Source organism: Actinopolyspora sabaoui (assembly GCF_051225635.1).
Taxonomy (GTDB): domain Bacteria; phylum Actinomycetota; class Actinomycetes; order Mycobacteriales; family Pseudonocardiaceae; genus Actinopolyspora.
Genome location: NZ_JBMIHH010000003.1, coordinates 175,346 through 195,239 on the forward strand (window position 1 = coordinate 175,346; position 19,894 = coordinate 195,239).

A 19,894-nucleotide genomic window follows, 5' to 3' on the forward strand; every position below is an offset into this window, starting at 1 on the left:
CATCACACCTCGCGTATGTCTCGATCAGTGGACCACCGGAATACCATCGGCTCCCATGACGGCGTCGGAACGCTCAGCGACGAGCGAACACGGAGACCGGCGGGACCTGATGGCGGGCTTCGAACTGCCCACACACCGCCAGTGGCAGGAACAGGTCGAACAGGTGCTGCGCAGATCCGGCCTGTTGAAGCAGGAGGCGCCCGTTCCTGAGGCGCCGGAGGAGCTGCTGGACACCCGCCTGCACGACGGTTTCGACGTTCACCCGCTCTACACCGCCCGCACGGGGCATTCGCGAACCGGTGTCCCCGGCTCCGCACCCTTCACCAGGAACAGTCTGACCGCGGGTGGCGTCGAGAACGGGTGGGACGTACGCCAGTACCACGACGACCCCGACGTCGACACCACCAACCGAGAGATCCTCGCCGATCTGGTGGGCGGAGCACGCTCGGTGTGGTTGCGGCTCGGGCCGGGCGGCATCGCGGTGGACGACCTCGGCGACGTGCTACACGGAGTGCGGTTGGACATGGCCGGTGTGGTGTTGCGCGCGGGCGAGCACTACGAGGCGGCGGCGGAGGAGCTGCTCCGGTCGGCCGAACGATCGAACGTGCCGTACGAGTCGCTGCGCGGCAATTTCGGTGCCGACCCCCTGGGGCTGCGCGCGCGAACCGGACGGGAGTACGAGGTGGCCCCCGCGGTCGAGCTGGCACGGCGCTGGGCGCACACCTGCCCCGGTATGAGAGCGATCAGTGTGGACGGGCTCCCCTATCACGACGCGGGTGGTTCGGACGCCGAGGAACTGGGCTGCGCCGTGGCCGCGGGAGTGGAGTACCTGCGCTCGCTGTCCGAAACCGAGTTGGATCTCGACACCGCGGCCGGTCTGTTGGAGTTCCGGTTCGCCGCGACGGTGGACCAGTTCAGCACCATGGCCAAGCTTCGCGCGGCGCGGCGGATGTGGGAGCGGGTGCTGCGGGCCTGCGGAGTCACCCCTCGCTCCCGGGGGCAGCACCAGCACGCCGTGACTTCCTCGGCCATGCTTACCAGGCGCGACCCCTGGGTAAACATGCTGCGTTCGACCATCGCCGCGTTCGCCGCGGCAGCGGGCGGCGCGGAGGCGATCACGGTCCAGCCGTTCGACGCCGCGCTCGGACTACCGGATGCGTTCTCCCGCCGGATGGCCCGCAACGTTCAGACACTGCTGCTGCACGAGGCACACCTGGGACAGGTGATCGACCCGGCCGGTGGTTCGTACTACGTGGAGTCGTTGACCGACGAAATCGCCGGGGCGGGCTGGAGCTGGTTCCGGCGTATCGAGGCCGAGGGCGGGTTGACCGCCGCGCTGGACTCCGGTCTGGTCACCGACCGCCTGGCCGAGACGTGGCGGGAACGTGAACGGGCCGTCGCCTGCCGGACCGAACCGATAACCGGAGTCAGCGAGTTCCCCGATCCGCACGAACGGCCGCTCGTGCGCGAGCCCCGTCCGGCGGAACCGGAGCACGGCGGGTTGCCCCGGCATCGCTACGCCGAGGAGTACGAACGGCTGCGGGACGAGGCCGATCGAGCGGCCGAACAGCCGAGGGGGCGACCACTGGTGTTCCTGGCGACGCTGGGGCCGCTGGCTTCCTACACCGCACGTGCGTCCTTCGTGCGGAACCTGCTCGCGGCAGGCGGTGTGGAAACGACCGAGGCGGGTGAGACCGAGGACTCGGCAGCGGTGGTAGCCGCGTTCGAGCGGGCCGGAACACCGTTGGTGTGCCTGTGCTCGACGGACCGGCTCTACGAGGAACGTGCCGAGGAGACCGCGCTGGCACTCCGAGCGGCGGGCGCGGAGCTGATACTACTCGCGGGCAAGTCCCGCGGTTCGGCCGCGGCGAGCGTGGACGGATTCGTGCACGCGGGCGGCGACGCACCGACAGTACTGAACGACATCCACCAGCGCTGGGGTGTGTCGACCCCGGCCGTAGCGAAGGCGACACCATGAGCAGCCACGGCAGGATTCCGGATTTCGCCGAGGTCGAGCTGGACGATCCACCGGTCGAGGCCGACACGCCGGGATGGCACCGGCAGCTACGGGAGCGCACCGACCGGGACGCGGAGTCGCTGAGCTGGCACGCCCCGGAAGGCATCGACATCAAGCCGCTCTACACCGAGGAGGACACCTCGGGGTTGCGTTTTCCGCACGGCTACCCGGGAATCGCGCCGTACCTGCGCGGTCCGTACTCCACGATGTACGTCAACAAACCGTGGACGGTCCGGCAGTACGCCGGGTTCTCCACCGCCGCCGAGTCCAACGCGTTCTACCGACGCAACCTCGCCGCGGGGCAGAAAGGCCTGTCGGTGGCGTTCGACCTCGCCACGCACCGCGGTTACGACTCGGATCACCCGCGCGTGGCCGGCGACGTGGGGATGGCGGGAGTGGCCATCGACTCGATCCTGGACATGCGGCAGTTGTTCGACGGTATACCGCTGGACAACATGAGCGTGTCCATGACCATGAACGGCGCGGTGCTTCCGGTGCTGGCGCTGTTCATCGTCGCGGCCGAGGAGCAGGGGGTGCCGCCGGAGAAACTGGCGGGGACCATCCAGAACGACATCCTCAAGGAGTTCATGGTCCGCAACACCTACATCTACCCACCACGACCGTCGATGCGGATCATCTCCGACATCTTCGCCTACACCTCGGCTCGGATGCCGAAGTTCAACTCGATCTCCATTTCCGGCTACCACATCCAGGAGGCCGGTGCCACCGCCGACCTGGAGCTGGCCTACACCCTGGCCGACGGGCTCGACTACATCAGGGCGGGGAGGGACGCCGGACTGGACATCGACTCCTTCGCGCCCAGGTTGTCGTTCTTCTGGGGAATCGGGATGCACTTCGGCATGGAGGTGGCCAAGCTGCGTGCCGCCAGGCTGCTGTGGGCACAGCTGGTGTCGCGGTTCGAACCGAACGACTCCAAGTCGCTGTCGCTACGCACCCATTCGCAGACCTCCGGCTGGTCGCTGACCGCGCAGGACGCGTTCAACAACGTGGCCCGCACCTGCGTGGAGGCCATGGCCGCCACCCAGGGACACACCCAGTCGCTGCACACCAACGCCCTGGACGAGGCACTGGCGCTGCCCACCGACTTCTCGGCCCGCATCGCGCGCAACACCCAGCTCGTGCTGCAGCAGGAGTCCGGCACCACCCGCACCATCGACCCCTGGGGCGGCAGCCACTACGTAGAGAGCCTCACACGAGATCTCGCGGAGCGTGCCCAGGTGCACCTCGACGAGATCGAGCAGGCCGGTGGGATGGCCGCCGCTATCGAGGCGGGCATCCCCAAGATGCGTATCGAGGAAGCCGCGGCACGTACTCAAGCGCGAATCGATTCCGGGCGCCAACCACTGATCGGTGTCAACCTGTACCAACCCGACGGCACCGAGCAGGACGGCGGCCCCGAGGTACGCAAGGTCGACAACAGCGCGGTTCGTGCCGAACAGCTCGACAAGCTGCGCAGGCTCCGCGAGGAGCGCGACGAACAGGTGTGCTCCGACGCGCTGCGCAGGCTCACCGCCGTCGCGCAGGCCACCGTGGACGGTGAGCGGCCCGAGGACCTGGAGCACAACCTGCTCACGCTGGCCGTGGACGCCGCGCGCGCCCACGCCACGGTGGGCGAGATCTCGGACGCTCTCGAAGCCGCGTTCGGTCGCCACTCCGGGCAGATCCGTACCATCTCCGGGGTGTACAGCGAGGAGGCAGGCCACGACAGTGCGATCGAGCAAGTCGGGACCACCGTTTCGGAGTTCGCGGAGGCGGAGGGTCGCAGGCCCCGCATCCTGGTCGCGAAGATGGGCCAGGACGGGCACGACCGGGGACAGAAGGTAATCGCCACCGCCTTCGCCGACCTGGGGTTCGACGTCGACGTCGGCCCGCTGTTCCAGACCCCGGCCGAGGTCGCCCAGCAGGCCGCCGAATCCGACGTGCACCTCGTCGGGGTTTCCTCGCTGGCCGCTGGGCACCTGACACTGGTTCCCGCGCTGCGCGCCGAGCTGGACGCGTTGGATCGTGCGGACATCATGATCGTGGTCGGCGGGGTCATCCCGCCCGCCGATCACGAGGCGCTGCACGAGGCGGGGGCCTCCGCCGTGTTCGGGCCGGGCACCGTGATCGCCGAGGCGGCGGAGCGGCTGTTGCGCCAGCTGCGCGTCGAGCTCGGCCACGACGAGTGAGAGCGGACAATGCCGCGAACCATCGATGTGGACGAACTCGCCGAGGGCGTACTGGCAGGCTCCCGCACCACGCTGGCGCGGGCGATCACCCTGGTCGAGTCGACCCGCCCCGATCATCGGGACAAGGCCCAACGACTGCTTACCGAGTTGCTGCCCCACTCGGGAGGCGCGCGTCGTATCGGTGTCACCGGCGTGCCGGGCGTCGGAAAGTCCACCTTCATCGAGTCGCTGGGCACCAAACTCACCGGCGAGGGACACCGGGTGGCGGTATTGGCAGTGGACCCCTCCTCCAACCGCAGCGGCGGGAGCATCCTGGGCGACAAGACCAGGATGGGGGCGCTGGCCTCCGATCCGGCCGCCTTCGTGCGTCCCTCCCCCAGTGCCGGAACGCTCGGGGGTGTCGCCAGGGCCACCAGGGAGACCATCGTGCTCATGGAGGCCGCCGGCTTCGACGTGGTTCTGGTGGAGACCGTCGGGGTCGGACAGTCCGAGGTGACCGTGGCGGGGATGGTGGACTGCTTTCTGCTGCTGACCATCGCGCGAACCGGTGATCAACTGCAGGGCATCAAGCGTGGTGTGCTGGAGTTGGCCGACATCGTGGCCGTGAACAAGGCCGACGGACCGCACGAGGACGAAGCTCGCCAGTCCGCCCGCGAGTTGCGTGGGGCACTTCGGCTGCTGACTCCGCCGAACAACTCGTGGAATCCGCGGATCACCACCTGTAGCGGACTCAACGGTACGGGGCTGGACAAGCTCTGGCAGCAGGTGCTGGAGCACCACGCCGCGCTTTCCGAGGCCGGTGAACTGGCGGAGAAACGCAGCGAGCAGCGGTGGGAGTGGACCTGGGAGCTGGTGCGGGACCAGCTGATGAGCGAACTCCTCGCGGATTCCGGGGTGAAACGGACCCGCGAGGAGATCGAATCACGAGTGCGCGACGGCGAGATGACCGCCGGGATGGCCGCCGAGCGGATCCTGCGGGCCTTCCGGGAACGGTGAGGGCACTCCGCTGAACGGCGCGGGAACGGCTCCGGTTTCTTCCTGGTGGGCGTACCGCCACGTCAATTTCTCGCGAAATGTACGCCGGGGGAAGCCACGTTCACAGCGACAGGGTCATGTCCCTGAACTCGGGCCACACCCGCTGCCAGTCGACACCGGTGACGTCGGCGAGGTAGATCGGCTGTCCCCGCACCACGTTGTCGACCCCCAGACCGTTGTCCACTGTGCCGACCCGGCGAACCCGCTCGAAACGATCGCGCACTCCGGGCGCGATCTCACCGATGTGGATCACGGTGGTGGTTCCGGCAGGGGGATGCCCGAAGAACCAGAATCCCCGCGAACCGCTGTAGGCATCGGGCAGGTCGGCTCGCCTCCCGTGGAACTCCACCGCCGAGGCGGTCCAGTAGTGCGAACCGAGCACCACGGTGTGCTCACGTTGCCGCCGAGGAAGTTCGTGGTAGATACCGCCCACATCGGCGGCCAGCTCGGGCCATCCGATCTCGCTGCCCCGGAAGTCGACCGGAGCGGTGTCTCGCTCGGCGAACGACTCCACCGAGGCGAGGGGCAACGACTGCGCGGTAATCACCACCGACACGGCCACTGCGGGCCAGGCCAGCCACCCCGACCCACGCCGGTTCTCCCCCGCGAGGATTTCGCGGCGACGCTGGAACCCCAGCGCTCCCGCCGCCCACAGCAACGGGAACACCCCCGCCACGTAGTACGGTTTGCCACCCACCGCCAGGAACACCACGACCACCCCGACCGCGCTCCATCCCAGGAACCGGTAGGGACGCGTCTCCGTGGCGCGCAGCAGGCGCCACAGGCCGTACCCGCCGAGCACCAGACCGAACACCAGCCCCAACAGGGCGAGCATGCCGACGAAACTGAACAACCGCCCTCCGACCGAGGTCATCTCGGCCGAGGAGGAGCGTGCCACGGCCAGCTGTGGCCAGCCGTGCGTGAACTGCCACACCACGGTCGGAACGGTCACTACTGCCGCGATCAGCGCACCCACCCACAACAATGGACGCCGAAAGATCGCACGAGGACCGAGGACGATCAGCGTCAGCAGGGTAACCACCACGAACACGGCGATGTGGATCTTGACCTGCGCGCTCAGGGCCACCACCACACCGGACAGCAGCAGCAACCGATCGTCGTCCTCACCCGCCTGGTGGGTGCGTGCCCAACGCAGGAGCAGCAGCGTCAGCAGGGTCCAGCCCAGGATGTCGAGACCTATGGTGTTGAGATTGCGGTACATCGACGCGAAGGCGAGCACGAAGGCCATCGCGGTGAACGCCTGCGCACGACGGTCACCTCCCAGTTCGCGGGCCACGAGCGCGGCCACTACGGCCCCCAACCCGAAGGCGAGGATCGAAGGGGTGCGCAGCGCGATCAGCGACCCGGGGAACAACTTCTCCATAGCCACGGCGAGCAACGGAACGATCGGCTGCTGATCGGCGTATCCCCACGCCGGATTCGCACCGGCGATCACGAAGTACAGTTCGTCCCCGAAGTAGCCGTACCGCCCGGCGAAGGCGAACATCACCGCCACGGCCACCGTGGTGACGGCCGCGACCGGAACGAGCGCGAACGGACGCCGGGCGGGGAACGGACCGCTCCCCGCCTCCCGCGCGGTGATCTCCACGACTTGCCTCCTCCGTACCGAGAAACCGTGTACCCGGCCGGAGCCAGGATGCCCGACGTTCGCATCCGCTCCGAGCGGGGAGCTCGACTACGAGGCGTCCTGCGCGGGAGCACGTGCCCGCAGCAACTCCGTCATCTCCGACGCCGACAGCGCCTCGGAATAGAAGGGGCCGGATCCGATGTCACAGCCCTGCTCCCGCCACAACCGGGCCTGGTGTCCGGTACGCACTTCCGGCACCGCCAAGTGAATACCGCAGGAACGCACCAGTGGGATCATACCGCCGAGCGCCCTGAGTTCCGGGGACTCGAAGGTCTCGTCCTCCTCGACGAGTCGGACGAGATCGGGTGCCAGCAGCACGGTATGGGTGGGGAATTTCCGCAGGAAACGCAGTTCGGCGGGAGCGGCGCGGAACTCGTGGGCCGCCGTACGAACCCCCATCTCCGCCAGGGTCGCGACGTTGTCAGCGGCTTCCCCGCCGGTTCCCATCAGCGCCGTCATCGACATGCACAGCAGCAGTCGACTCGGATCCGGCGATTCCTCCTCGAGGACGCGCCGAACACGGGACACCAGATCAGGATCGCGGGACTGGTTGGGGCTGAGTCCCACCACGAGCTGGTGATCGAATCCGGCCGCGTGCCACTCGGACAGCTGTCGCCAAGCGGTGCGCAGCGCCCAGTCGCGCAGGGCGAGGGTGATACCGGAACGTTCGGCCAGGCGGAGACACGCGTCGTGCTCCAACCGTTCGTGGTCCTGTGGCTGCCATGCCAACCGTGCCTCGACTGCCACGAGCTCTCCGTCGGTCAGCGAAACCAGTGGCCGGTAACCGACCTCGAACTCTCCGAGTTCCAGAGCACCGGGCATGACGGCGGCCAGTTTGGCCTCGGTCAGTTCGACGGGGGCCCGGTGTGGATCGAACACGGCCCACTGTCGTTTTCCGGCCTTCTCCGCGCTGCGCAGCGCCACTTCCGCTGCCCACAACATGTCGGTGGGCTCGGCAGCACCGACCGAACGCTGTACGACACCGATACTGGCCGTGGGCGCCAAGCCGTTGCCGTCGATGTAGATCGGCTCGTCCAGTTCGGTGTTGATCAGCTCGGCGAACTCCGCGATTCCCGGAGTACGGGGACCCTGCCGGAGCAGCACGGCGAACTCGGTTCCACCGATCCGGGCGACCAGCCCGTCCTCGTCGCGGACGAGTCCGGAGAGCCGGTTGGCGACCGACTGCACGATGCTGTCGCCGACCTCGTAACCGAGTCCGTTGTTGATGAGCCCGAAACCGTCGAGCCGTAGCTGGTAGAGCGTGAGTCGCTCGTCGGGTGCGAAGGAGCTGAGGGCCCCTTCCAGCCTCGTCCGGAAGTGCTGGCGGTTCGCCAAACCGGTGATCGGGTCGTGCAGTGTCTGGAAGTAGAGCTGTTCCTGCAGGTCGTTGAGTTCGCGCAGGTCCTCGACCATCAGCACGATCCGGTAAGCCTCGCCGTCGGCGTCGCGTAGCACCGAGACGGCGATATAGGTCCAAGCCTTCGTGCCGTCGGATCGCACCAGATTGCGGCGTTCACGCAGCCCGTCACGCCTGCCCCGCAGCAGCTCGGCGTAATTGGTCGAGACGATCTCCGCTTCCGTGGGGTCGAACAGTTCGGTGACGGCGGTGGAGACCAGTTCCGGTGCGCTGTAACCGAGAGTTCGTTCCAGCGCCGGATTGACCTCCCGGAACGTACCGTCGAGGTCACACAGGCCCATACCGATCGGAGTGGTGTCGAAGACCTCCCGGAAACGGTCCTCGCTGACGCGCAGCTTGCGCTCGGTGTCCAGTTTGGACCACAACAGGGCGCGCTTGAGGGTTTCCTGCTGTTCGAGAGCGCTACCCCGATCGGCATCGGCGTAGCCGGAGGCGACGGAGGCAAGCAGGGTCAGCACCCGCCGCGCGGATTCGTTCGAGGGGTCGGGCAACAGGGTGCGGCACAGAAGTTCCAGACTGCGGGTGAGGCTGTCCTCCCCGGTCGCGTGCAGCGTGACCAACCGGTTTCCCACCGAGTGGCCGGTCGTCTCGAGCCGTTCCGGCTGCCGAAGTCCTTCGAGAATCAGCTCGATCAGTGCGTGGAGTTCGGATTCCAGCGAACCGAGAGCCATCGGTATGTAGGCGGTGTGGCTCAGCCACCGGGCCCACTGGGTGGCCAGCTCGGCGCACCATCGTCCACTTTCCCAGGTGGCCACCCTTTCGTCCTGGCCTGCCCCATCGTCGATCGGGAGCTCCCTGTCCGAACTCGCGTGGCTCATCTCATCAATCCCACGTTCAGGGTATTTACTTCCGAGAGAAAGCAGATTATCGCAACGGTATGTATCTCGGCAGTCCGGTTGGGCAACATGCCTCCCTCCTCGGAAAGAACAATTACACGACGAAACCCACAAAAATCACGCTTTGTAGCCAACTCCGGCGTAGATCTGCGCCGAGCCGGGAGTCTCGGCGTGCAGGCCCTCGTCATCCGGACGCCACAGCGCCGTACCCACCACTCCGGGGTCGAGCAGTTCGAAACCCTCGAAGAGTTCGGTGATCTCGGCGTGAGACCGCGGGTGGATCGGATCGGCGCTCTGCCGCATCACCTCGGCGACCTCGAACATGTCCTCGGGCCTGACATCGTCGGTGAAATGCGAGAGCGCCAGATAGCTGCCCGAGGGCAGCGTTTCGCGGTAACGACGCACGATGTCGGCCGGATCGTTCTCGGGAGTGGCGAAGTGCAGCACACCGACCATCAGCAACCCGATGGGCCGGGACAGATCCAGCAGGCTCGTGGTTCGCGGATGCCCGAATACGCCTTCCGGATCGAGGAGGTCCGCCTGCAGCATCGTCGCGTTCGGGTCGTCGCGCAGCAACAACTCGCTGTGGGCGACCGCGAGGGGCTCGTTGTCCACGTAGACGACCCTGGAGTTCTCGTCGACGTCCCGCGCGATCTCGTGCACGTTCCCTACGGTGGGAATGCCCGATCCGATATCGATGAACTGCCTGATACCGGCATCTTCGAGAGTCAGCACCGCACGGCGCAGGAAAGCACGGTTGAGACGGGCGACGTGTCGGGCGCTCGGTAACGCGGTCAGGAACTTCTCGCCCAGTCTGCGGTCGGCGGCGAAATTGTGGGCACCGCCCAGCAAATAGTCGTATATCCGCGCCGCGCTGGGAACCTCCTCGTCCAGATCACGCGGCAACCAATCCGTCTGTTCCGTCAACGAGCCCCCTTGCCGGTTCGTTCGCGTACACCCGAGATTAGTGGGCGCTCCGGACACCGCGAACCTCGCACCGACACGTCGGGAGAGCCGAGGGTCTCCACCGTCGGCCGGCCCGCTCACCGGCGTCGCGGAGCAGGGACGGTCCTCTCGTTACGAGCGGAACATCGCCACGGGGACAATACTCGCCCGATCGGGCCCCACTCGACCACCGGAAGCGGGAAGATCACCGGAACGGAACCAGATCCGCCAACAGCCAGTTCGCTCCCAGCACCAGCGTTCCGAAAGCGATCAACAACCACAGCGACAACCAGAGCACCGCGGGCGCCGCCGTCAGGCGCGCCAGCTGATCCGCATCGGAGTTGCCCGCCCCTCCCCTGCGACGCTTGCCGGACAACTCGAAAAGCGGGCGGATACCTCCCAACAGCAGGAACCACCCCAGCAACTGCGCGAACAGCAGTTGCACACCAGAGGTGGCCCACCAGGAAACCGCGAACAACGCGGTGCCGGTCAACAGCACCGAGAGCACACCGTAGAGATTGCGCAACGCGACGAGCAGCAACGCCAGCGCCACCACAGCGGCGCGGAGCAGCAACGACACCCGGTCCGCCGAAACCAACCACGCCGCCACCAGCCCCAGCAGCGAGACCGCCGGATAGCCCGCGAACAGCGTAAGGACCATCCCCGGACCGTGAGCCGGCCCGGTGGAGACGGTCAGGCCCGACGTGTCCGAGTGCAGCCTGATGCCGTTGAGCCTGCGCCCGCTGAGCAGCGCCACGACCGCGTGACCACCTTCGTGAGCGATGGTGATCACGTTGCGCAGCACTGTCCAACTCGCCCGATAGGTGACCAGCACCAGGGCAAGCAGCGCGACCACCGAGGCGGGCAGTGTCCCGGAGAAGTCGGGCAGCAACCGAACGACGTCTTCCACAGTGGATCCTCTTGAGACGGGGGGAGTCATCTACGGTGCCAACGTCATTGGACCGTCCCCGTACCGTTGGTTCGGTTTCCGTCCGCCGTTGACTCGTCCGGCCACCGGGTACCCAGCACCCGATGCGCCAGCAGGGTGCCTCCGATCACGGCAGAGGGAATCACCACGAGCTGCGCCACCGGTATCAGGCAGAGCAGATACGCAGGCACCGCGAAACCGAGCACCGTGCGTCGATGACGCCACAGTATCCGATGCCGGGGGCCGAGCGTCATGCCGAGCCGCTGGAACACCGGCCCGGTCAGTTCGAGCGCGATCAGCCAGCCGCCGAAGAGCACACCGAGCACCGGCACCACCGTCTGCCCCAGCACCGGCACGAAACCGAGCGGGAACAGGAGGAGGGTGCCGACCACGCCGATGAGCACCAGTCGTAACGCGTCGGCCAGTCCCCGCACCAGCAGTCGTAACCAACCGGTGTTCTCACCACCGCCGAGGCCTCGTTCCCGTTCGGTGCGCTCGGCGAGGTGGTCGTAGAACGGCCCCCCGATCAACAGGGTCAGTGCTATGAACGACACCGAACCGAGCAGCACCGCTCCGGCGAGCAACGCGAGTGCCAGCACTCCCCGGAACGAGCGACGCCACCATTCCGACCAGCCGTCGGCGAAGGGTGTCAACCAGTCCGCGAGGTCACCACTGGAGAAGGCGAGCACGACGATCCCGGCCAGCAGCAGCAGACTGCTCAGCAGCGCGGGCACTCCGCCCAGCAACAACATCCGCGGCGAACGCACGATGCTGGCGAATCCGGTTCCGAGATCACGGGCCCCGGCGGACATGTGGTTCATCAGGATGAGCCTAGCTGTGGGCGGCATTGTCCCCGCGATCCTATGAGAGACCACCCGTTCGGCCGTGTCGGCGGTTACTCGGCGCAGTCACGAGGCTCGCCGCTCACCTCCGGCGGTACCCGCGAGCGGGTTGTCCGCCGACCGTGACGATCGGCGGACAACCGTGGTATCAGGCGATGATCCGGATGGGATCCTGCAGCAGCGAGGTGAGCTGTTGCATGAACACGGCTCCCACGGCTCCGTCGACCGCACGGTGATCGGCGGACAGGGTCATGCGCATCATCTTGCGCACCACGAACTCCCCGTCGTGGACCTGCACCTCCTCGCGGGTCGCGCCCACGGCGAGGATGGCCGCCTCGGGCGGGTTGATGACCGCCGAGAACTCCTCGATACCGAACATGCCCAGGTTGGACACGCTGAAGGTACTTCCGGACATCTCGTCGGGCTTGAGCTTGCCCTCCCTGGCGCGCTCGGCCTTCTCCTTGCCCTCAGCCGCGATCTCGGAGACGCTCTTGCGGTCGGCGTCGGGAATGACCGGTACGACCAGGCCCGATTCCAGAGCCACCGCCACCCCGAGATGAACCCGCTTGTGCTGGAACAGCTTCTCGTCCCGGAACGAGACATTGACCGAGGGATTCGCGCGCAGGGCGGTGGCACAGGCCTTGACCACCAGGTCGTTCACGCTGACCTTCGGACCACCGGAGGCCTGCAGCCGTTCGTTGAGGTCGGAGCGGAACGAGATCAGGTCCGTGACGTCCACGGCACTGGTCAGATAGAAGTGCGGTGCCTGCTGCTTGCTCTCGGTCAGCCGCCGAGCCGTGACCTTGCGGATATTGCTCAACGGGATCTCTTCGAGATCCTGGTTCTGCTGTTGGGGCTCCGAGCTCTCGTCCCGATGGGATACCGAGGTCGGCTGCTGGGACGACCCGGTGTCGGCCTTCGCCTCGGCCGCCGCCTCGATGTCGACCCGGATGATGCGTCCACCGGGGCCCGTACCGGTCACGGTGGATAGGTCGACGCCCTTCTCCCTGGCAACGGCTCGGGCGAGCGGTGAGGCCTTCGGGCGTTCGCGGGGACCCGCATCGGAATCCGTCGACACGGCGGGTTGTGCCACGGCGGACTCGGGAGAAGCACTCTCGGGGGAACCGGGCTCGGAGCTCGATCCCGTGGTCGCGGAACCGCCGGCGGTCCCCTCGGAGTCGCCCCCGGAAGCAGCGGCGGCAGCGGCGGAGCCCGATCCGTCGCCCATGATCCCGATGGGGACACCGATGGGAACGGTCTCGCCCGCACCGATGAGGATCTTCTCCAGCACCCCGTCGTCGTAGGCCTCCATCTCCATGACGGCCTTGTCGGTCTCGATATCTGCCACGACGTCGCCGCGGTTGATCTGGTCACCCACCTGCTTGCGCCAGGTGGAGATAACGCCTTCCTCCATGGTGTCGGACAGGCGCGGCATGTGAATCTCGGTCATGGTCTTCCTCGGATCCTGGTGGTCCGGCTCACCCCGTGGCTCGATCCGAGCCGAACGCGGTCGCCGCCCGGCGGCCCGGTCCACCGGGCCGACGCGGTGAGCCTGCGCCTTGCTGCGGAATGTGTCAGCGACGATGTCCGACGGCGTCGAGCGTCTGCCGTACCGCCGCGTGGAGCGACTCGGCGGAGGGCAACGCCGCCCGCTCCAGGGGCTTGGCATAGGGCAGCGGAACCTCGGCCGCGGCCACACGACGTACCGGGGCGTCGAGGTAGTCGAAAGCCCCGTCGGAGATGGAGGCCGCGATCTCGGCACCGATGCCGTAGGTCAACCAGTCATCCTCGGCGATCACGGCGCATCCGGTCTTGCGGACGGATTCCACCAGCGTCTCCCGGTCCAACGGCCGCAGGCTGCGCAGGTCGATCACCTCGGCTGAGATCCCATCCTCACCCAGCTGGTCGGCGACCTGAGTTGCCACTGTGGCCATGCGCGAGTAGCCGATGATGGTGATGTCGCTGCCGGTGCGGGTGACACCGGCCTTGCCGATCTCCGCAGGCGGCAGGTCGTCGGGAACCTCGCCCTTGGTGTTGTAGAGCGCGAGGTTCTCCAGGAACAGCACCGGGTCGTTGTCGGCCAGCGAAGCCTTCAGCAGGGCCCTGGCGTCCGCCGGGGTACTCGGTGCGACAACCTTCAGTCCGGGCACGAACGCGTAGTACAGCTCGATGTTCTGCGAATGCGTCGCGCCCAGCTGCTGCCCACCACCACCGGGGGTGCGCAGCACCATCGGGGCGTTGGACTGGCCACCGAACATGCCGTAGATCTTCGCGGCGTGGTTGACGATCTGGTCGAGCGCCAGCAGCGAGAAGTTGATCGTCATCAGCTCCACGACCGGACGCAGTCCCAGCATCGCGGCTCCCACCGCGGCCCCGACGAAACCTTCCTCGGCGATCGGAGTGTCGCGTACCCGCTTCTCGCCGAATTCCTCGAGCAGTCCCGCGGTGATCTTGTAGGAGCCCTCGAAGACTCCGATCTCTTCTCCGATCAGAAACACGTTCTCATCGGAGAGCATTTCCTCGCGCAGCGTGTCGTGCAGCGCTTGCCGGTAAGTGATGACGGCCAACGGTGTATCTCCTGGACATGGTCGCGCCGTGGGGCCGCACGCGCGGCCCCGGCGCCTCGTGGCGGGGTGTGATTCGAGGGATCACTCCCGCGGTGCTCGTCGGCGGCGAGTTCGTCCGCGGGAGTCGGGAACGATTCCCGTCAGAAGACGGGATCGGCGGGCAACCTCCGGGAATCGTTGGCGACCGGGGTGGCGTAGGTGTAGTCGAACAGTGTGGCCGGGTCGGGGTGCGGGCTGTCATCGGCGAAGGCGACGGCCGCGTCGACATCGGCCTGCACGGTGCGCTCGATCTCGGCGGCACCGTCCTCGTCGAGCACATCCGCCGAGATCAGCTGCGATCGGAACGCGGCGACCGGATCGGCCTCGCGCGCCGCCTCGGTGTCCTCGGAACTGCGGTACTTGGCGGGGTCGACCACCGAGTGACCCTTCATCCGGTGGCTGACCGCCTCCAACATCGCGGGCTGTCCGGTTTGCCTGGCGTGCTCGACCAATCGCCCCGCGGCTTCCCGCACGGCCACCACGTCGTTGCCGTCGACGCGTTCCCCGTGCATCCGGTAGGCGACAGCCCGCTTGTACAGCTCGGACTCCGCGGAGGACATGTCCACCGTGGTCCCCATCCCGAGGTAGTTGTTGACCACTACGAACACCACGGGCAGGTTCCACAGCGCGGCGATGTTCATCGACTCGTGGAACGCGCCGATGTTGGTGGTGCCGTCACCCATCTGGCAGAGCACGACCTCGTCGCCACCACGGTAGTCGATGGCGAGCGCGGCTCCGGTGGCCAACGGGATCTGGCCACCGACGATTCCGTAACCACCGAGCAGGCCGACCTCGGTGTCGAACATGTGCATGGAGCCGCCCAGCCCCTTGGAGGTGCCGGTGGTTCGACCGTAGAGCTCGGCCATCACCTTGCCCGGTTCGATCCCCTTGGCGATGGCGTAACCGTGTTCGCGGTAGTTGGTGAACAGGTAGTCGGAGCGGCGCAGCGCGCTCATCAGCCCGACCACAGTGGCCTCCTCGCCCAGGTTGAGGTGACAGTAGCCACCGATCTTGGCCTGGGTGTAGCCCTGCGCCGCGCGTTCCTCGAAACGCCGGACGAGGCTCATCTGCCGGAAGTAATCCCGCAGCGTTTCCGGTGACTCGGATGCCAGCGCGGTGTTCTCCTGACGCTGCTGCACCCGATTACCACCGGAACGAGTTCCGCTCCGACGGCCCTTCGAGCCGGAGGTTGCCGACTTGCTACGGGTAGCGGTCTCCGCCATGAGAGATCCCCTTTTTCGAGTGGGTGTGTTGCGGCGCCGCTTCGGGCCGAACAACGCGGTTCGCGGCGATGACGGTCGGACGCCGATGTCCTGATCGAAGGTCCCGTCCCAGCCGTCCGGGACGGGACCGCTTCCGGGAGCGCCGCGGTTCAGCGCCGCCGCGGCGGCGCGGTGTGCAGTGGCAACCCCAGTGCCGACATGGCGGATTCCATCCCGATCTCGCCCAGCGTCGGGTGAGCGTGGATCGTGTCGGCGAGCTCGTCGAGAGTGGCTTCGAGACTGATGGCCAGCGTTCCCTCGGTGATCAGATCACTCGCGGACGGGCCTATGACATGCACACCGAGGATCTCGCCGTGCTTGCTGCCCGCCACGATCTTCATGAACCCTTCCTCATCCCCGGTGGTCTTGGACCTACCCAGGGCCGCGAACGGGAAACGACTCGTGACGACGTCGTGGCCGCGCTCCTTCGCTCCCGCTTCGGTGAGACCAACGCTGGCGATCTCCGGATGGGTGAACGTGGCGGCCGGGACGACGCCGTAGTCGATGTGGGCCTCGTGCCCCGCGATGGTGTCGACGGCTACCACGCCCTGGTGCGAGGCGACGTGCGCCAGCAGTGCCCTGCCGGTGACGTCCCCGATCGCGTAGACGTGCTCGACGTTGGTACGCAGTTTGTCGTCGACCGTCACGAAGCCACGTTCGTCGGTGGCGACGCCGGCGGTGTCGAGCCCGAGCGAGGAGGTGTTGGGCTTGCGTCCCACTCCCATGAGGACCACGTCGACGTCGAGCTGTTGCGCCTCGGAACCATCCACGTGCACCCGCAGCTGTCCGTCGGCCTGTTCGATGGAAGAGACCGTGGATTCGGTGAGAACCCGTATCCCGCTCTTCTTCATGGAACGGCCGAGCGCCTTGCCGACCTCGGCGTCCTCGATGGGAACCAGGCTGGGAGCCATCTCCACCACGGTGACCTCGCTGCCGAAGGTGGCGAACATACTCGCCCACTCGGCACCCACGGCACTGCCCCCGACCACGGCGATGCGTTCGGGGACCTCCTCGAGCCCGAAGGCACCGTCGGAGGTGATCACCCCTGGAAGCTCGGCTCCCGGAACGGGCAACCGCGCGGGCACCGATCCGGTCGCGATGAGTACGTCGCGACCGCTCACGCGTTCCACGGCCTGACCACCCGCGGGTTCGGCCGCGTAACGCGGGCCGCCTTCGCCGAGCGGGGAGTCCCCGTTCGGATGAACATCCACGGTGTGGGAGTCGGTGAACCGCGCGTGGCCGTCGATGACGGTCACGCCGTTGGCCTTGAGCAGGCCGGCAACCCCGTCGGTGAGGTTCTTGACGACACCGTCCTTACGACGTGCCACCGCCGAGAAGTCCAGTGTCACGTTCTCGGCGTGCACTCCGAAATCGGCGGAATGCAGCACCGTCTCGTAGACCTCGGCGGAGCGCAGCATCGCCTTCGTCGGGATGCATCCCCAGTTCAGGCACACACCGCCCGCTTTCTCCTTCTCCACCAGGCCGACCGACAGACCGCGCTGCGCCGCACGGATCGCCGCGACGTAGCCACCGGGGCCGCCGCCCACCACCAGGAGGTCGAATTCCTGCACTTCGCTGTGCTCCTTTGCTCGTGCACCCACCGAGAAGCCTCGAACTGTCGCATCTCGAGTGTCGTGACCGGGACCACGACGGCGCCATGCCGCTACGCCCAGAGTTGACCCTCAGTCACTGTGCAACCCGCACATCAGCCCCACCATTCAGTGACACTCGGAACACGATTGAATACGCAAAGTGAAAATTTGGCTGTTGTGCGAGCGAGGTCACGAACAGAAAACGAACGATGCCGAACAAGCTGTAAAAAACGCGGCAATTTGTTCGCGACATCGGTTGACGACAACCGCCACGCCTGTTCCGTCAGCGCTCGTTGCCACCCATCCGCAGCGCGGAAAGCGCCAGCGACAGGGCCACGTACGAGTCACGACCGTGCAGCGGTCTGCCGATGAGCGTCGTGATCCGGTGTAACCGGTTCAACACCGTGTTGCGGTGACAGTGCAGCCGAACGGCGGCATTGGCCGTGGAGCAGTTCTCCTCCAGCCAGGCGGCCAGGGTCTCCAGCAGCATGTCCCGCTCCTTGGGCTGCAACGCGAGAATCTCCCCGAACTGGTCGTCGAGCAGTCGCCGCGCGAGGTCGGGCGATTGGACGAGCAGCGCTTCCGGATAACGTTGCTGCAGCGAGACGAGCTCGACGGCCCCGCGCTGGGACGTTCCCAGCGCCGTGAGGGCGAGTTCGTGAGCCATGCCCGTTTCGGCCAGACCACTGACCAGCGGAGAAGCCGCGGCCCGGCCCCTGACGAGCTGTCGCAGGGCCGCCAGCGCACTCGACTCGTCGTGCTGTTCCAGCGCGATCAGCCCCACCAGGGTGTCCGCCCGGACCTGCCAGACGGAACGGATGTGCAACGCGGCGAGCGCGGCCTGCTGACCGCGCAGGGCGAAACTTCCGTCGGAGATCATCTCGGCCACCACCACGACGTAGGGGCCGGAAGTGGGCAGGTCGAGTTCCTTGGCGGTTCGCTGCGCGAAAGCGGTGTCGCGCGCCCGCCCGCTGAGCAAATCCTCCACCAGGGCGTGCCTTCGCTGGTCGTCGTTGCGCAGCTGCTCCAGTTCGGTGTTGCGATAGGAGGTGGACAGCGCCGAGGACAGCGCGTCGATCACGGTCCACATCGTGGTGGCCCCACCGAGAACGGCGTCCGGATCGACTCTGTCGGTGTGGGCCTGTTCGACCAGTGCCTCCCAGAGGATCCGACCGCCGATCCGAAAGGTCCGCAGCATCACCTCGAGCGGGACCCCCTGTTCGGCGCGTCGCCTGCCGATGGCCGAGGCCACCGAGTCGTCCTCACTGCGAGGCACACGTCCGCTCAGCACGTGCAGCGCTCGGGCCAGGTAGTTGGCGCATCCCTCCCACAGGTCCTCACGGGGAACCGGCCGGTAATCGGTCCATTCCGGGTTGTCCGTGAATATCGCGTCCATGAGCCGTTGCGCGAGCCCGGGCACGTCGTCGAGGCGTTTCTCGGCCAGCGAACGCGTAATCTGCTCGGCGCGTCCTTCGGGGAGATTGTGGGTCAGTTCCCCGTGGACGCCACCTGTGAAGGGATCAGCCACCACGCTTCCAGACGATACGCCGTAGTGCCGAGCACGAGCTGCCCCCGCAAGGGCGGCGAAAAGGATTCGGCCGGAAATCGGCAGCGCACAGTTTCGTTGGCCGCTGGAGCGGGACTCGGCTGCCCGCATCCCGGGGGACGGAACCGTTCACGACCGTCACACGATGCGCGCAACGGCACATTCCTCGACAATTCGGTCCGCACCCTGTTCGGGCCGAGTCCCGGTGGCACGGGCAACCGCAATCGATGCCACACCCGCGCGACGATCGGGAGTTCGATGGCCGCATCCGGATCACCATCCCACGGACGCAGACCCCAACTACCTGAGGAGGTCGCGGTACACATCCGTGAGCAGATCATCACGGGTCAGGTTCCGGAGGGGGAGTACCTGCGACTGGACCAGCTCGCCGAGGACCTGGGGATAAGCGTGACCCCGGTCCGCGAGGCGTTGATAGCTCTCTCCGCGGAAGGCTTCGTGGAGCTGGAACCGCGCCAGGGGTTCGCGGTGGCACCGCCGAGCAGGCAGGATCTCGAGGACATCTTCGAGTTACGCGCTCTGCTCGCGGGAGGTCTCGCCGGACGTTGTGCCGGCCGGATCACCGGTGAACGATTGTGGGAGCTACGCGAACTGCAGCACGAGCTGTCCCGGGCTCACGAGCTCGGTGACGGCGCCACTGCCACCGAGTTGCTCAACCGGTTCCACCGTGAGCTCGGCAAGGCTTCCGGGGCACGCAAGCTCGCGTGGTTCTTCGAACTGGCGAGTCGCTACGCGCCACGGGAACAGTCCCTGGCGGCCGCCGGGTGGCCACAGGCGTGCGTCCGGGACCACGGCGCGGTGTTGCGGGCGCTGGAGAGCGGGGAACCGACAGCCGCCGAGGAAACGACGCGGGAGCACCTGCGCACGCTCGGACGCCTGCTGATAGAACACCTCGACGCCCGGGAAACCTGGCCGGAACGCCAGGGTGACTAAAGCGCCCGTGACCGGAGCCGAGCACGTGGCTCGTGACGAGACCGAACCGGCGCCGGGTCGCGTCCGTCGAACGCGGAGTT

At 67.1% G+C, this 19,894-nt stretch carries 14 protein-coding genes; 4 read left to right on the forward strand and 10 right to left on the reverse strand.

Annotation, left to right across the window (positions count from 1 at the left end; all coding sequences use genetic code 11):
* Positions 1 to 55 precede the first annotated feature (55 nt).
* Genes ACOQFL_RS05925 through meaB form a run of 3 tightly spaced genes read left to right on the forward strand, consistent with a single transcriptional unit; the run spans position 56 to position 5,202 of the window.
* Positions 56 to 1,978 (forward strand): methylmalonyl-CoA mutase family protein, encoded by a 1,923-nt coding sequence (locus ACOQFL_RS05925; RefSeq protein ID WP_435543070.1) that lies wholly within the window; start codon positions 56 to 58, stop codon positions 1,976 to 1,978.
* Entirely contained in the window at positions 1,975 to 4,206 is a 2,232-nt protein-coding gene (scpA, locus tag ACOQFL_RS05930) for a methylmalonyl-CoA mutase (RefSeq protein WP_435543071.1), read from the forward strand. The genes ACOQFL_RS05925 and scpA overlap by 4 nt, the downstream gene beginning before the upstream one ends.
* 9 nt (positions 4,207 to 4,215) lie before the next feature.
* On the forward strand, positions 4,216 to 5,202 hold the full coding sequence (gene meaB / locus ACOQFL_RS05935; RefSeq protein ID WP_435543072.1) for a methylmalonyl Co-A mutase-associated GTPase MeaB: 987 nt from the start codon (positions 4,216 to 4,218) through the stop codon (positions 5,200 to 5,202).
* Positions 5,203 to 5,302: 100 nt separating this feature from the next.
* Here the strand turns inward: meaB and ACOQFL_RS05940 are convergent, their stop codons facing one another.
* The 10 genes from ACOQFL_RS05940 to ACOQFL_RS05985 all read right to left on the reverse strand — a co-directional run bounded on the left by ACOQFL_RS05940 (position 5,303) and on the right by ACOQFL_RS05985 (position 18,845).
* Complete coding sequence (locus ACOQFL_RS05940; protein WP_435543073.1) at positions 5,303 to 6,850, reverse strand: glycosyltransferase family 39 protein; 1,548 nt, start codon at positions 6,848 to 6,850, stop codon at positions 5,303 to 5,305.
* Between the two features lie 87 nt (positions 6,851 to 6,937).
* Positions 6,938 to 9,124 carry a putative bifunctional diguanylate cyclase/phosphodiesterase gene (locus ACOQFL_RS05945; RefSeq protein ID WP_435543074.1) on the reverse strand — a complete coding sequence of 729 codons (2,187 nt, stop codon included), beginning with the start codon at positions 9,122 to 9,124 and terminating at the stop codon, positions 6,938 to 6,940.
* A gap of 135 nt (positions 9,125 to 9,259) precedes the next feature.
* Positions 9,260 to 10,069 carry an SAM-dependent methyltransferase gene (locus ACOQFL_RS05950; protein ID WP_435543075.1) on the reverse strand — a complete coding sequence of 270 codons (810 nt, stop codon included), beginning with the start codon at positions 10,067 to 10,069 and terminating at the stop codon, positions 9,260 to 9,262.
* A 223-nt stretch (positions 10,070 to 10,292) separates the two neighbouring features.
* Positions 10,293 to 10,997: a M50 family metallopeptidase gene (locus tag ACOQFL_RS05955; protein ID WP_435543076.1), complete on the reverse strand. Its 705-nt coding sequence runs from the start codon at positions 10,995 to 10,997 to the stop codon at positions 10,293 to 10,295.
* A gap of 44 nt (positions 10,998 to 11,041) precedes the next feature.
* Complete coding sequence (locus ACOQFL_RS05960; protein WP_435543077.1) at positions 11,042 to 11,836, reverse strand: EI24 domain-containing protein; 795 nt, start codon at positions 11,834 to 11,836, stop codon at positions 11,042 to 11,044.
* Between the two features lie 169 nt (positions 11,837 to 12,005).
* On the reverse strand, positions 12,006 to 13,307 hold the full coding sequence (locus tag ACOQFL_RS05965; protein ID WP_435543078.1) for a pyruvate dehydrogenase complex dihydrolipoamide acetyltransferase: 1,302 nt from the start codon (positions 13,305 to 13,307) through the stop codon (positions 12,006 to 12,008).
* Positions 13,308 to 13,431: 124 nt separating this feature from the next.
* A complete protein-coding gene (locus tag ACOQFL_RS05970; RefSeq protein WP_435543079.1) occupies positions 13,432 to 14,424 on the reverse strand; it encodes an alpha-ketoacid dehydrogenase subunit beta in 993 nt (330 codons plus the stop codon).
* Positions 14,425 to 14,564: 140 nt separating this feature from the next.
* Positions 14,565 to 15,686, reverse strand: coding sequence for a pyruvate dehydrogenase (acetyl-transferring) E1 component subunit alpha (gene pdhA / locus ACOQFL_RS05975; RefSeq protein ID WP_435543080.1), 1,122 nt, complete (start codon positions 15,684 to 15,686; stop codon positions 14,565 to 14,567).
* A gap of 149 nt (positions 15,687 to 15,835) precedes the next feature.
* Positions 15,836 to 17,296 (reverse strand): dihydrolipoyl dehydrogenase, encoded by a 1,461-nt coding sequence (gene lpdA, locus ACOQFL_RS05980; protein WP_435543081.1) that lies wholly within the window; start codon positions 17,294 to 17,296, stop codon positions 15,836 to 15,838.
* Positions 17,297 to 17,600: 304 nt separating this feature from the next.
* On the reverse strand, positions 17,601 to 18,845 hold the full coding sequence (locus ACOQFL_RS05985) for a PucR family transcriptional regulator (RefSeq protein WP_435543082.1): 1,245 nt from the start codon (positions 18,843 to 18,845) through the stop codon (positions 17,601 to 17,603).
* 276 nt (positions 18,846 to 19,121) lie between these two features.
* On the opposite strand from ACOQFL_RS05985, the gene ACOQFL_RS05990 reads away from it, so the two are divergent.
* A complete protein-coding gene (locus tag ACOQFL_RS05990; protein WP_435543083.1) occupies positions 19,122 to 19,814 on the forward strand; it encodes a GntR family transcriptional regulator in 693 nt (230 codons plus the stop codon).
* Positions 19,815 to 19,894 lie beyond the last annotated feature (80 nt).

Coding starts and splice junctions, on each gene's coding strand:
- ACOQFL_RS05925 (WP_435543070.1), top strand. CDS start 56: ATGACGGCGTCGGAACGCTCAGCGACGAGCGAACACGGAGACCGGCGG.
- scpA (WP_435543071.1), top strand. CDS start 1,975: ATGAGCAGCCACGGCAGGATTCCGGATTTCGCCGAGGTCGAGCTGGAC.
- meaB (WP_435543072.1), top strand. CDS start 4,216: ATGCCGCGAACCATCGATGTGGACGAACTCGCCGAGGGCGTACTGGCA.
- ACOQFL_RS05945 (WP_435543074.1), bottom strand. CDS start 9,124: ATGAGCCACGCGAGTTCGGACAGGGAGCTCCCGATCGACGATGGGGCA.
- ACOQFL_RS05960 (WP_435543077.1), bottom strand. CDS start 11,836: ATGAACCACATGTCCGCCGGGGCCCGTGATCTCGGAACCGGATTCGCC.
- ACOQFL_RS05965 (WP_435543078.1), bottom strand. CDS start 13,307: ATGACCGAGATTCACATGCCGCGCCTGTCCGACACCATGGAGGAAGGC.
- pdhA (WP_435543080.1), bottom strand. CDS start 15,686: ATGGCGGAGACCGCTACCCGTAGCAAGTCGGCAACCTCCGGCTCGAAG.
- ACOQFL_RS05990 (WP_435543083.1), top strand. CDS start 19,122: ATGGCCGCATCCGGATCACCATCCCACGGACGCAGACCCCAACTACCT.